The sequence below is a fragment of the Streptomyces sp. NPDC048419 genome, from assembly GCF_043200415.1.
Classification (GTDB): domain Bacteria; phylum Actinomycetota; class Actinomycetes; order Streptomycetales; family Streptomycetaceae; genus Streptomyces.
Genome location: NZ_JBICXT010000032.1, coordinates 46,453 through 60,202, shown reverse-complemented (window position 1 = coordinate 60,202; position 13,750 = coordinate 46,453). Strand labels below are relative to the sequence as shown.

The 13,750-nt window shown below is 69.1% G+C and carries 8 protein-coding genes and 1 pseudogene; 4 read left to right on the top strand and 5 right to left on the bottom strand.

What is annotated here, in order from left to right:
* Positions 1-20: 20 nt before the first annotated feature.
* Both ACGFYN_RS40635 and ACGFYN_RS40630 read right to left on the bottom strand, forming a co-directional pair.
* Positions 21-4,190 carry a beta-galactosidase gene (locus ACGFYN_RS40635; protein WP_393871029.1) on the bottom strand — a complete coding sequence of 1,390 codons (4,170 nt, stop codon included), beginning with the start codon at positions 4,188-4,190 and terminating at the stop codon, positions 21-23.
* A gap of 340 nt (positions 4,191-4,530) precedes the next feature.
* Positions 4,531-4,686, bottom strand: coding sequence for a DUF6131 family protein (locus ACGFYN_RS40630; protein ID WP_393871028.1), 156 nt, complete (start codon positions 4,684-4,686; stop codon positions 4,531-4,533).
* 418 nt (positions 4,687-5,104) lie between these two features.
* On the opposite strand from ACGFYN_RS40630, the gene ACGFYN_RS40625 reads away from it, so the two are divergent.
* The 4 genes from ACGFYN_RS40625 to ACGFYN_RS40610 all read left to right on the top strand — a co-directional run bounded on the left by ACGFYN_RS40625 (position 5,105) and on the right by ACGFYN_RS40610 (position 8,590).
* Positions 5,105-5,959, top strand: a complete 855-nt coding sequence (locus ACGFYN_RS40625) for an SDR family oxidoreductase (RefSeq protein WP_393871027.1) — start codon at positions 5,105-5,107, stop codon at positions 5,957-5,959.
* Positions 5,960-6,055: 96 nt separating this feature from the next.
* The gene (locus ACGFYN_RS40620; protein WP_393871026.1) at positions 6,056-6,727 is read left to right on the top strand and encodes a TetR/AcrR family transcriptional regulator; all 672 of its coding nucleotides are present in this window, start codon (positions 6,056-6,058) and stop codon (positions 6,725-6,727) included.
* A 9-nt stretch (positions 6,728-6,736) separates the two neighbouring features.
* Entirely contained in the window at positions 6,737-7,522 is a 786-nt protein-coding gene (locus ACGFYN_RS40615) for an SDR family NAD(P)-dependent oxidoreductase (protein WP_393871025.1), read from the top strand.
* A gap of 27 nt (positions 7,523-7,549) precedes the next feature.
* Positions 7,550-8,590: an NAD(P)-dependent alcohol dehydrogenase gene (locus tag ACGFYN_RS40610; RefSeq protein WP_393871024.1), complete on the top strand. Its 1,041-nt coding sequence runs from the start codon at positions 7,550-7,552 to the stop codon at positions 8,588-8,590.
* A gap of 64 nt (positions 8,591-8,654) precedes the next feature.
* Here the strand turns inward: ACGFYN_RS40610 and ACGFYN_RS40605 are convergent, their stop codons facing one another.
* From ACGFYN_RS40605 to ACGFYN_RS40595, 3 genes and pseudogenes are all read right to left on the bottom strand, one after another.
* Positions 8,655-10,307 (bottom strand): beta-1,3-glucanase family protein, encoded by a 1,653-nt coding sequence (locus ACGFYN_RS40605; RefSeq protein WP_393871023.1) that lies wholly within the window; start codon positions 10,305-10,307, stop codon positions 8,655-8,657.
* 161 nt (positions 10,308-10,468) lie between these two features.
* Positions 10,469-11,788 (bottom strand): phosphatase PAP2 family protein, encoded by a 1,320-nt coding sequence (locus tag ACGFYN_RS40600; protein WP_393871022.1) that lies wholly within the window; start codon positions 11,786-11,788, stop codon positions 10,469-10,471.
* Positions 11,789-12,445: 657 nt separating this feature from the next.
* Positions 12,446-13,667, bottom strand: a pseudogene (locus tag ACGFYN_RS40595) (RNA-guided endonuclease InsQ/TnpB family protein).
* Positions 13,668-13,750: the final 83 nt, after the last annotated feature.

Sequence of the window (13,750 nt, the reverse complement as noted above, 5' to 3'; positions counted from 1 at the left end):
GACCCGTTCGCAGACTGGCCCTAGCCGCAGGTGAGCGTCGGAGTCCCCCAGTCTCCGTGGTCGTTGCCGTTGCCGTCGCCGGCGTCGCCGACCTTGAGGTCGACCACTTGGGCGCCGCTCACGTCGACGTCGATCGGCACCGCGGCCTGTTTGCCGCGGATCGTCGGCGTGGTCACCAAGGTCTTGCCGTCGGCGACCACGGAGAACGTCACCGTTCCCGAACCGCCGGTCTCGTCGTCGACACCGACGGCCGCCGTCAACCGGGAGCAGTTTCCGGCCAGGTAGAGCTGCACGTCGCTGAGCGAGTTGGTGCCCAGGCCCTTGGCGTAGGCGGTGCCGGCGATACTGATCGCTCGGCCGTCACCGGCCGCCTGCTCGCCGACGCTGCTGTCACGCTCCACCGGCCCCCACCCGTTGGTGGACGACAGGAACGGCAGGTCGCTCACGGCGTCCTTGCCCGCCGGTGGAGCCGGCGGGATCCCGCCGACGATGCGCTCGTCACCCGCGGCAGCCTGCCCTCCGTCCTGCCGGTAGTGCACCGTGGTGGTGAGCGCCGAGGCGGATGGCAGCTTCCCGGCGGGGGGTTTGACGGTCCATGTGAAGGTGGCTGATTGGCCGGGTTGCAGGCGCTTGACCGATGTGGGGCTCGGGTCGCCGACACTCCAGCCGTCGGGCGCGGACAGCGAGGCCGTCAGCTGGGAGGCGGAGCGCCGGTTCTTCGGTATCTGGACCGTGGTCCGGGCCGTGAAGGGCTGTCCTGACTGGGCGGTGTCCGGGAGGTCCAGGGTGACATCCGCTCCCGGACGCTTGGGCATCGCGTACGTCCGGGGGTCGTAGCGGGGGCTGTCGTTCTGCGCGACGCGCAGGGAGGAGGCGTAGCTGCCGTAGTTGGTGAGCGAGACCTTGCCGAGGCCGCCGGTGCTGCCGTCCAGGTTCCACACGGCGATGGCGATGCTGTTGTGGCCGTTCGGGTTCAGGATTCCGTTGGGTACCGGGAAGGTGTGCTGCGGGCCGAGGTAGTTGACGTAGTTGCCGACCTGCCAGCCGTTCACGAAGATCGTGGCACGGTACTTGCGTGACGGTTCGTCGGTGAACGTCAGCCCGAGCGAGGTGTCCTGGCCGTGCGGGAGATCCAGGTCGGCGTCGGTGCGGTACCAGGACACGCCGGGGCGGGTATCGGCCGTCGGCAGGGACACCCGCTTCCAGCTGCCGTCCGGGTAGCCCGGCAGGGACCAGCCGGCCCGCTCGCCGTACAGGCCGCCCGTCGAGAGCGGGCCGCGCACCGTGTCCTTGAGGTCCTCGCCGCCCCGTAGGCCCTGCAGCCGCCAGGTGACGGAGGTCAGCGGGGCCCCGACGAGAGAGGCGCCGGTCAGGCCGCGCGCGGTCTTGTTGCCGTTGGTCGAGTTGTAGTCCTCCTCGTGCCCCATGTTCACGGTGAGTACGGAAATGACGTTGTCGCCCTTGGAGTTCACCGAGCCGGCCGGGAAGGTGAAGTCGGCACTGCCGGTGGTGGAGCTGCCCAGGAAGGTGCCGTTGAGCCAGGCGGAGAACGCCTGCGCATTTCCGCCGGAGTCAGAGACCAGGTGGATGCCGGTCTCCTTGCCGCCGGCACGGAAGCGTCCGCGGTACCACGTGTTGCCGGTGTGGAAGCCGTAGTCGTCCGCGTAGAGCACCGGTTGTGAGTCGCTGCCGGAGACGCTGTTGGTGGTCGTCCTGTCGGCCACCTGCCAGCTGGAGTCGTCGAAGTCGGCGGCCGCTTCGGGAGATTCCTCGGCGTGCTTCCAGTTGGTCAGTGCCGGCAGGTGTACGGGGGCAGCCACCGGGATCTTCCCGGTGCGGCTTGCTGTGCCGGTGCCCTGGGTGTCCAGCGTCCTGCCGTTCCAGGTGACGCGGGCGGCGGAGGTGAACACCTCGATGCTCTTGTCGTCGGCGTTGTCGCCGGTGAGCGCCAGGGTGCGGCCGCCGTCCAGGCTGGTCGCCGTCCGCAGCAGGTGGGTGCCGCGCACCAGGACCGGGCCACTCGCCGTGTCCTGCCGCCAGAACGTCTTCGCCGTGGCCTTGTCGCCGACGAGGAGCAGCAGCGGGCGCTGTCCGCCGCCGCTGATGCTGATGCGGGTCAGGCCCTTGTGGGTGTAGTTCAGCCGCAGGTCACCGGTGGCAGGGTCCCAATTGGTCGTGGCTGCGCCGTCGTCGGTGGTCACGGTGGGTTTGGAGGCGTAGCGCAGGACGGTTTCACCGTCGCTGCCCGGGTCGCCGTAGAGCACGGCGACGTCCCGGTTGCGGATGGTCGCGCTCGTCATGATCTCCGACGTGGAGTACTGCAACTGTGCTTCTCCGAGGCGGTAGTTCGCCACGATCACGTGCGAGTCGCGTCCGTCGAGCGTGATCGCGGTGCCCGGCTGCTGCGGCACGACCGGGTAGGTCGGCGTCGCGGTGGCGGCCGTCGGCACGTCGATGGCGTCGATGGACACGTAGTTGTCCGACGAGCCCGAGCTGTGAGTCCCGTCGACGACGATCTTCAGGGTGTGCGCCCCGGATGTCAGACCCGTCTTCTGGAAGACGACTGCCTGGTTCTCGCTGCCGGAGTCGTCGACCGTGGCCACCTTGGTGCCGTCGAGGTAGACGTCGGCGTTGCCGTGGTTGTCGGTCTTCGAGCCGACCCAGCGGATGGCGGTGCCGTCGAAGGGGACGGTGAGCGAGTCACCGGCCTTGCTGGAGAACGACTCGGTGTGCTTGTAGTCGCCGCCGGTGTAGCTCTGGTCGGCCACGTGCGACCACGAACCGGTGTACTGCAGCGCGGAGTCGGGGTCGTCCCAGGTGTAGGTGGTGTCCGTGGACGGCTGGGCGTTGAAGTCCAGCGAGATGTGGGTCTTGTCGACGGCCGTGGACGTGGAGTTGCCGTGCCGCAGGACGTGGAACTGCGTCTTGGAGTCGGGGTTCATCCGGGCGGTGTCCACGACCGCGGAGTCGTCCGGTGGCGTGGCCCTGATCGCCTCGGTCTTCGTCAGCGGGGCGACCGACTGCGTGAAGTACCCGATCAGCTTGTCCTCGTCGTACTTCGGATCGAGCTGGCGGTTCTCGCGGATCGCGGCCCCGTAGTCGTAGGACGTGTAGTTCTCCGGCATGCCCAGCCAGCCCCAGTTGGTGCCGCCGTAGGTCATGTAGAAGCTCTGCGCGGTGGCGCCGACGGCTATGTTCTGTTTGTAGAACACGTTGGCGAACTGGTCGTTGATCAGCTGGGCGCACTTGTCGTAGCCCGGTCCGCCCCAGGGGTCGAAGGCGCCGCCCTGGAACTCCGGGGAGTACAGCGGCTTGCCGGCCGGGTGGTCGTAGCTGATGTCGGGGACGCCGTTCCACTTCGCGGGGTTGGAGCAGTTGAAGCCCTGCGGGTAGGAGTCCGGGCCGTCGACGTCCAGGGCGCCGGTGCCGGAGTTGAACGTGCCGTTGTTGTTGCCGGTCAGTGGCACGGTGATGCCGTCGGCGCGGGCCTTGTCCTCCAGGTGCTTCATGTAGGAGCGGCCGGCGTCGGAGCCGTTGTAGTACTCGTTCTCGACCTGGTAGGCGATGACCGACCCGGTGCCGTTGGTCAGTTGGTGGCGGGCGATGATCCGGTCGATCTGGGTCAGCCACTCGTCCGCGTACTTCAAGAACCGTGGGTCGTCGCTGCGGTTGTTTCCGGCCTTGGTGGTCAGCCAGCCGGGCAGGCCGCCGCTGTCGACCTCGGCGTTGATGTACGGCGCCGGGCGCGCGATCACGTAGAGCCCGGCCTCCTCCGCCATGTCGAGGAGCTTGTCGACGTCCCGCACGCCACTGAAGTCGTACACGCCGGGTTTCGGCGAGTGGTATCCCCAATCGAAGTACAGCGAGGTGGAGTTGAAGCCGGCGGCCTTCATCTTCTGGAAGATGTCGCGCCACAGGTCCGGGCTCGGGAGCCGGAAGTAGTGGAACTCGCCGGACCACAGGTAGGTGCGCTTGCCGTCGACGAGGAACGAGTACCCGTCGAGACTCACCGTGTGCGCCCGCGCGCCGGCGGCGGGCGCGGCGGATACCCGCCCGCCGTCCTCCCGCGCCGCGGCGGGCGCGGTCATGCCCACGGCCAGGGCGATGGTCGCGGCCGTCGCGAGGACCGCCCTCCACCACCGACGCCGACCGGGTCTCGCACTCTCCGGACCGATCCGATTACCCCGCACTGCGGCCTCCATACCGCCTGAGCAATCAGAGTCGAACAGACTCAGGCAAAGCCGAACAGTAAAGGGGCACAAGGCTCAACACAATGGGGCGGGAGGAGATGGTCGAGATGGAGCCGCCGGGTGGACCAGTGTTGGCGATACTTCGAGTGCCAGGCACGCGCCGGCGTCTGGCATGGGCGAGCGGGGGCGACGTCGCCCCCGCCACCCCCGCTCCAACATGTTTTACTCCGGGGCGAGTTGCCGCCTCGGTGCCGAAGTTCTCGGCCCAGTGCGGCCTATCACGGCCTGGCGTCGCTGGAGGCCAGGCCGCGAGTCGGCTGCCGTTCGGGGACCGTCGCCGTCACCAGTAGTGGCGTCGACCGGCGACCGCGTGGCCCATGGATCCCAGGAGCCAGAAGACGGCGCCGACCACGGCCAGGATGATGCCGATGGTCCACAGGATCGATATACCGGTGAGGAAACCGATAACAAGCAGGATGATGCCCAGGGCGATCATGTCGTACCTCCTAGTGGCCCGTGTTACCGGTCGAGTGCCCCCAAGCAGCAACATCACCCCACCTACATGCATCAAGAGACACGCACTGGTGTGGCGTTGGGCGGGGGCCGGCCGGGTCCGCGCCCGCCGCTGGTCGATATGGGCCCGTCGCGCCGGCCGGGGAGCTGGCGCGACTCACCCACAGAAGTGCTGGTCAGCGGTCTTTCGATCCCTGGGAACTGGTGATACGGGACCGTTCATGAGAGAGCTCGGCCTTGCCGGTGTTACGTAGTACGGCAAGCGGCGGAAAGCCTCACGGCCCACGGCGGACAGCGCCGGCTTCCACAGATCGAGGCCGTGTCGACGCTCGGCGCACCAGCCACGGCGCCGTCAGTCTCACTCATCATGGACGGCAACAACCGATCCGGAAGGGACAGCCGTGAAGGTTCTGGTCGCTGGTGCAACAGGCTATCTCGGCAAACATGTTGTCCAGGAGCTCAACGTGCGCGGTCATTCGGTCCGCGCACTCGTGCGCAACCCCGACCGCCTGGGTCCACTCCGTGACGTCGTGGACGAAGTGATCACCGCGGACGCCACCGACTCCCAGGGCCTCGCCGGCTGCTGCGACGGGGTCGACATACTCGTCAGCACCGTCGGACTCGTGGGCAAGCCGGCCGGACCGACCTGCTGGGACGTCGACTACGGCGCCAATCTCAACCTGCTGCGGGAGGCCCAACGGGCCCGCGTCCACAAGTTCGTGTACGTCTCCGTGGTCCACGCGCCCGCCCTGGAGAACCTGGCGCTCGTCCAGGCGAAGCGCGCCTTCGAGAAAGAACTCCGAGCCTCAGGGATGGAACACACCATCCTCTACCCCAACGGCTACTTCTCGGACATGGAGGACTATCTCCGGATGGCGCGCCGGGGCCGGGCGTTCGTCTTCGGCAAGGGCGGCTTCCGCATCAACCCCATCGCGGGCGAGGACGTCGCGGCCGCTCTCGCGGACGCCGTCAGCACCGACGAACAGGACATCGAACTCGGCGGCCCCGAGGTGCTCACTCACGAACAGATCGCGAGAGCGGCCTTCCAGGCCCTCGGCGGACCTGCCCGGATCACCCGACTCCCGCTGCCAGCGCTCAAAATCGGCCTGACGCTGCTGCGCCGGCTCACCCCGTTGCGTGTCCACGGAGTGCTCGAGTTTCCCCTGACCGTCCTCGCTCACGACGTCATCGCGCCTGCGCACGGCCGACGCCGTCTCGCGGATCACTTCCGCAGCGAAGCCGAAGCCCGGCCCTGAGCACGTGGCTTCTCTTCTGCAAGAAATGTCCCAATGGGACACAAGTCTCAGTGCGACTTGTGTCCCATTGGGACATCAAGGCGTATGCTCGAAACCATGAAGGCGACGAAGCCCCTCACCGCGACCCAGCAGGACCGGCGGCAGCGCAAGGCGCAGCAGACGCGGAACGCGCTGGCCGCCGCCGCCGTGGAGCTGATCCTGGAGCGGGGGCTCGCGGCCACGACCGTGGAGGCGATCGCGGAGGAGGCCGACGTCACCCGCCGTACCTTCAGCCGGCACTTCACCGGCAAGGAGGACGCGGCCCTCGACTTCGTCCGGGGTGACGGCGACCGCATCAACGACCTGCTGCGCGCCCGGCCGGCCGGGGAACCGCCGCTGCTCGCCTACCGGCGGGCGGTGCGCGCCTGGCTCGCCGACCAGGAGAACCCGGCCCACCATCTGCGCCCCCGGATGCGGCGGCTGCTGACCCTGGTGGACGCCGAGCCCGCCCTGTTCGCCGCCTACGAACGCATCCGGGTCGACGCCCAGGAGGAGTCGAGCCGCATCATCGCCGAGCGGCTCGGCACGGACGACGTACGGGACATGCGCCCGGCCGTCGTCGTGGACGCCGCCGCCGGAGTCCTCACCGCGGCGCTGCGCGTCTGGGCGCGCGGCGGCGAGGGCCACGACTCGGGAGCCGCAGACCTGGCCGCCCTGGTGGAGCGGGCCTACGACGCCCTGATCTCGGAGGCCGCCACCGCGGCCGCCGAACCACTTTCCGAAGAGTGAGAACAGCACATGAGCACCATCTCCAGCAACGAGTTCACCTACAGCACTGAGTTCGCCGGCCGTACCGCGCTGGTCACCGGCGCCGCCTCCGGCATCGGCCTGGCCACCGCCCGCCGTCTCGGGGCGGGCGGCGCGGACGTCGTCATCGCCGACTACAACGCCGAGGGCGCCGAGCTGGCCGCCGAAGATCTGAAGGCCGAGGGCATCAAGGCCGCCGCCGTGAAGCTCGACGTGACCGACCCCGAGTCCGTTGCCGCCGCCGTCGCGTTCACCGTGGACACCTTCGGCGCGCTGCACGTCGCCGTGAACAACGCCGGCATCGGCGGCCCGAGCGCCCCGACCGGCGAGTACGACCTCGACGCCTACAGCCGGGTCATCCGCACCAACCTCGACGGTGTCTTCTACTCGCTGCGCTACGAGCTTCCCGCCATCGAGGCGGCCGGGAAGGGCGGCGCCGTCGTCAACGTGGCCTCCATCCTCGGCTCGGTCGGCTTCGCCGGCTCCTCCGCCTACGTCGCCGCCAAGCACGGCGTGGTCGGCCTGACCAAGACCGCCGCCGCCGAGTACGCGGCGAAGAACATCCGCGTCAACGCCGTCGGCCCCGGCTTCATCGAGACCCCGCTGCTCAAGGGCATGGACCAGAAGGCCTACGACGGACTGGTCGGTCTGCACCCGATCGCCCGCCTCGGCCGCCCCGAGGAGGTCGCCGAACTGATCGTCTTCCTGCTCTCCGACCGGGCCTCGTTCGTGGCCGGCAGCTACCACCTGGTCGACGGCGCCTACACCGCCCTCTGAGCCGCAGCCGCAGAAAGGAGTCCCGTCATGAAGGCACTGCAGTACCGCACGATCGGTGCCGCCCCCGAGGTGGTCACGGTCCCCGACCCCGAGCCCGGCCCCGGCCAGGTCCTGCTGAAGGTCACCGCCGCCGGCGTCTGCCACTCCGACATCGCGGTGATGAGCTGGCCCGCCGACACCTTCCCCTACGAGCTTCCGCTCACCCTCGGCCATGAGGGCGTGGGTACGGTCGCCGCGCTGGGCGACGGCGTCACGGGCCTCGGCGAGGGCGACTCGGTCGCGGTGTACGGGCCCTGGGGCTGCGGCACCTGCGCCAAGTGCGCGGAGGGCAAGGAGAATTACTGCCCGCGCGCGGACGCGCTGGGCATCCGGCCGCCGGGGCTCGGCTCGCCGGGCGCCATCGCCGAGTACCTGCTCGTCGACGACCCGCGCCATCTCGTGCCGCTGGACGGTCTGGACCCGGTCGCCGCGGTTCCGCTGACCGACGCCGGCCTCACCCCGTACCACGCGATCAAGCGGTCGCTGCCGAAGCTGGTCCCCGGTTCGACGGCCGTGGTCATCGGCACCGGCGGCCTCGGGCACGTCGCGATCCAGCTGCTGCGCGCGCTCACGCCGGCCCGGGTGATCGCCCTCGACGTCAGCGAGGACAAGCTGCGGCTGGCGAGGCAGGTCGGCTCCCACGAGGCGGTGCTCTCCGATGCCGCCGCGGCCGCCGCCGTACGCACCCTGACCGGCGGTCTGGGTGCTGAGGCCGTCTTCGACTTCGTCGGCGCCGAGCCCACCGTTCAGACAGCGGGGGCCGTCGCCGCCGTGGAGGCCGACGTCACGATCGTCGGCATCGGCGGCGCCTCCCTGCCCGTCGGCTTCGGGTCCCTGCCCTTCGAGGTGTCGGTCACCGCGCCCTACTGGGGCAGCCGCCGCGAGCTCATCGAGGTGCTGGACCTGGTCCGCTCGGGCGCGGTGTCGGTCCACACCGAGACCTACTCCCTGGACGAGGCCCCGCTCGCCTACGAGCGCCTGCACGCCGGGAAGATCAACGGCCGGGCGGTCATCCTTCCCAACGGCTGAGCCACCTACGGTGGCTCAGCGCCACCGGCCCTCCTGCGGCCCCGGGTACGCCGGGGCCGCAGGATCAGCGGGTGAAGGTGAACCAGTTGACGTTGGTGAAGTCCGAGGTGCTGCCCGAGAAGACCAGGTAGACGTCGTGGACGCCGGTGGCGGACGCGACGATGTTGGCGGGCACGGTCTGCCAGTTCTGCCAGCCGCCGTTGTTGGCGAAGTCGATCTCGGCGATCTTCGTGCCGCCGGTGCTGTCGAGCCGTACCTGGATGGCGCCGCTGGCGCCGGCGGCGGCACCCGACGCGAGCCGGGCCTTGAACTGGGTCGGGGAGGCCGAACCGAAGTCGACGGACGAGTACTTCAGCCAGTCGCCGTTCGCGATGTAGCCCACGTCGCTGCCGCCGCCGGTGTCGGAGCAGCTCTCGGTGGTGGTCCCGCTCTGTGCCGAGTAGGACTCGGCCTGGATGGTGCCGTAGGCGCTGGTGCCCGTGCCGCCGCCCGATCCTCCGCCGGAGGCGCCTGCGCCCAGGGTGATGTTCCACGAGGTGGGCGCCCCGTCCTGGATGTGCCCGTCGACGGGGGCCGAGCCGGTGGGGCCGACGTCGTCGTAGGGGAAGGCGTAGCCGATGCCGGCGTACTTGTGGACGAGCCGTGCGTAGTGGTTGGTGATCGAGTCCTGGTAGTACTGCGAGGGCGTCACGCCGTCGGGCTGGTTGTTGCCGCCCGAGACCAGGAGCGAGCTGCGGTTGAGCGCGGCGGCGAGCCGGGCGGCTATCGCGCCGCGTGCGTCCGCCCCGGAGTTGTAGAGGGGCCCGGAGGCGCAGCCGAAGATGTCGACGGCGCTGGGCTTGGTGAACGGCACGCCGTTGGTGTTGAGGCCGGAGAAGACGATGGCGTTTCCGGAGACGGTACCGGTGTAGGAGCCGATGCTGCCCTGGCCGTTGATGGTCAGCGGAGTGGAGGCGTAGTGGCTCCAGACCCGGTTCAGGTAGTCGTCCCAGTAGCCGCCGAAGTCCACCGGCGAGTGGGCGGGCGACATGACGCGCAGCACCGATCCGGACGAGTCGGTGACCACCAGCCGGTCCCAGGGGGCTCCGTCGGAGGCGTGCTGTGTCTGCAGGCCGGTGGCGATGGAGGCAAGGGCGCCGGCGGGCAGCGGACTGACCGACTGGTTGCCTCCGCTGCCGGTGCTGGCCATCGAGATCGGCAGGGAGACCATGTCGACGTAGGAGATGTTCGCGTACAGGTTGGCGCTGTTGAAGGTGAATTCGCAGAACGTCCAGTTGGTGGCCCAGTTGGGGTCGGAGCTGACCAGGGCGGGCTGCACGACGCCGGGCACGCTGCCCGGGTTGACGAAGAACTGGAGCTTCTTGCCGACCGAGAACCAGACACGGCCGCCGATGACGTAGTCGGTGAGGTTGACGGTGGTGCCGGCCGAACCGGAGGCGCCCAGCGCGATGGAGTAGTCGGCGATGGGGGTCACCGGGGAGGAGGGGTTGGGCAGCCGGTTCAGGGTGCCGTTCGCCGAGACGAAGACGGGCCAGCCGCTGCTGTCGGTGCCTGAGATGTAGGCGTAGACGGTGTTCTGGCCGGAGTTGTTCGCCAGTTTCACGGGGAGTGAGACGCCCGCTGCCGCGGCGGTGGAGGCCAGCGGGGAGAACGGGCTGAGCGCGGTCGTGGCGGTGACGGAACCGGCCGCGGCCAGGAAGGAACGTCGCGAAACCACAGGGGCCCTCCCGGATGGGGGATGGCCGTCAACCATGTGACGGCTGGGGGGTGTTGTGCCTTGTGCGGTTCTGTGCGAGGTGAAGCTATTGGACTGGACCAATACCGTCAAGAGTCGGCCGGCCTCACGGGTGGTACGGAGGCCGGCCGGGTACCTGCTCGTCAGATCAGCTCGGGTTGCGGGGCCGGCCGCGGGGCACGCACAGCACCCGGCTCCCATGACGTGGTGGTCCGTACGTAGCCGTAGATCACCGAAACCATGGCGAGCAGGAGGAGGGGCCCTGCGAGCCAGGGGTGTCCGGCCATCTCCAGAGGCAGGTAGCGGTAGGACAGCAGGAGGGCGGCGAAGACGGCCGCGCCGTAGGCGACCAGTCGGATCGCCGACCGGTCCCAGCCGTGGTCGAAGGCGCGCAGTGCCGCCTCGATCGTGAGCGTGAACACCACACCGGCGATGAGGTCGGCGCCGTAGTGGTAGCCGAAGCCGAGCGTCGCGGCGAGGGTGGCGATGAGCCAGAACGTACCGGCGTAACGCAGCGCGCGCGGGCCCTTGCGGGAGTGGATGAAGATCGCGGTGGCCCATGCGGTGTGCAGGCTCGGCATGCAGTTCCGTGGGGTGATCTCGTCGAACGACATCGCATGTGGGGCACCGGCCGTAGGCAGCCTCCCCGGCCACAGGTCGGCCACGGACCAGGGCGCGCTGGACGGCATGTGCGGCGCCCACAGGCTGACCCCCTCCCAGTGCTCGGCGCCGGTGCCGTAGGCGAAGACCGGGCCGACCACCGGGAAGATCATGTAGAAGGCCGGTCCGACGAGGCCGATCACGAGGAAGGTGCGCACCAGGTGATGGCGCGGGAAGCGGCGCTCGGCGGACACGTGGCGCAGTTGGTACAGGGCGACGGCGACCGCGGCCACCGGGAGCTGGCCGTAGACGAAGTCGAGGAAGTTGAAGCCGACGGGGCCGCAGGCGGTGACGATCCGCCCGACCAGCCAGGACGGGTTGTCCAGCGCGTGGTCGGCGGTCGCCACGTACTGGTCGAGCACCATGGGACGGGTCCGGGACGTGATGAAGAGCCAGGCGTCACCGGTCTTGCGCCCCGCCACCAGCAGCAGGGCCAGTCCGACGCCCTTCAGCAGCAGGACCCGTTCCTGGCCGGTGCGTCGGGTGAAGGCAAGGACCGCACAGCCCAGAATCACCCACAGCGCACCATTGCCGAAGGGGTGGCCGTCGGTCACCCTCACGTCGGCCAGCCAACGGAAGAACCAGATAACGATGTCAATGCCGATCGCCGCCCCAAGTGCGACGAACCGCTGTCGCCAGGTGAGAACGACCATCATCAACGCCATGCCGGCGTACAGCAGGCCACCCGATTTCGGCGGGTATATGACCTCGCGCGCCTGGGTGGTGATCGGCCCCGCCAGACCGTAATGCCGTACGGCGAATTCCAGCGCTATGAGGAAACCGAGGACCGCGACCGCCGCCACGGCCCAGAGTCTTGCTCCTGGCTGAATCCGTCTGAGTATCAATTCCGAACCGCTTCACTAGATACCGGCCATGTCACCCGTCCCAGCCGCTCCGTCCCGCCCGAACGCTGAGGCGGGCGGAAGGAATACCACGGGGGTTGCGGAGCGGTTCCGAACTCGTTCGCGCCCTGTTCACCAGGCGGATCCGGTGAGGGCAGGCATATGGGACGTGCTGGGCCTGCGGGGCGCACTCGACGTTTCGAACGAACTCGAGGAAGGGAGGCCGCTACGGGCCAGCAAGAGGAGGCGCGTGCCTGCGTACCCCGGCCACCGCGCCCGCGATCGGGATGAATCTCCCCATACCCTGACTCACTTCGCCCCCTAGATCCACAGAGCGAAACACAGCCAATCTGCGCAGGTCAATAGAGATGCGACAGCGATCACTCAGCAATCTCTCAGCGATCACTCAGCGAGTCGGGGAGCGCCCTCGGCCACCCTCGACGTGCTCGGCGTGCGCGCAGGCGCATACCGCCGAATGGATGTACGTTTCTCGGACGGGACGAGAGACCGTCGTCGGCGGCCACCCAAGGGGTACCCGGTCCGTACTGGGCGTGCGGGTGCGTGTGCCGCGAGGGATCCATTGACTCCTCCCCTTCCTGCAGGAGGGGGATTCCTAGCTCACGTTGCCTGCCGGCCCGGCGGACCAGCAGGTCTTGCACGATCAGCGCTAGCCGGGTTGCAGACCAGCCCGGACCAGCATCACTCGCGCGGAGTTCTTGTCCCGAGGGGACACGGCTCCGCACGCGATGCAGGTATACGTCCTTTCGGAGAGGGGAAGTGCGTGCTTGGTTCTCGCTCCGCACTGCGCACAGTCCATGCTGGTGTGCGCGGGGTGGACCAGGTGCACGATGCGGCCGTACTTACGGGCCATCTCCAGCAGGGCCTTCTTCGTGGCTCCGATCGCGGCGTCCGCCGCCTTGCGGGCCATCGTGGACTTCGCCAGGAATCTGGGGCGGAAGTCCTCCACGGCCAGGGCGTCGTGGTCGCGCACGACATGCTTGGCCCACTTACGGGCGCCGTCCTGCCGCTGCCGCGCCACTTTTCCGTGCAGCTTGGCGGTCTGCCGCTTCGCCTCCCGATAACCGTTCGAGGCGGCCTGGCCCTTCGCGGGCCGGCGCCGGGCCATCATCCGCTGATAGCGGGCCAGCCTCTGCGCGGCCGTGCGGCCGTGCTGCGGATGAGGAAGGTCGTGGGCGTCGGATGTGGTGGTGGCGATCTCCCTGACACCCCAGTCGATCCCGATCACCCGTCCGGTCGCGGGCAGGTACTCGCTCACGACCGCAACGACGAACGACGCCCACCAGTGCCCCACCGCATCCCGGTACACGCGCACGCTGGAGGGCGGCGTGGGCAGCTCGCGCGACCACACCGGCCGCACCGCGATCCCGCCAGCCAGATGCAGGTGACCGTCCTTGAGACGGAACCCGCGCTTCGTGTACTCCAGCGTGGCCAGCGCGCCCCTCTTCTTCTTGTGCTTCGGCATTCCGGCACGCTGCCGCATCGGCAGACGCGCCTCGATGTCCTTCAAGGCTTTGGCGCGGGATTTACCGAAGTCGCGGATCATCTGCTGCTGGGGCACACACGCACCCTCGGCCAGCCACGGCGTCACCGCACGGGCCGCGGTCAGCATCTTCGCCAGCTGCACCGGCCCACAGGTCGCCCTCTCGCCGCCCGCCCGGTTGCGCGCATGGACCGCCTTCGACTTCGCCACGCATTCATTCCAGACCCACCGGCACCGATCCCACTCGGCCTCCAGCGCACGCCGGGCCGTCAACGACAGACGCAGCCGGAAGGTATACCGGGCATACCCGCACTCCTGCGCGCTCGCTTCCGTCGTCATGCACCCGAACCTACTTGGGGGGTCTGACAGTTGAGAGCTCCCGATCACAACGGGCCCGCTCACGCCGTCGGAGAGACGGCTTT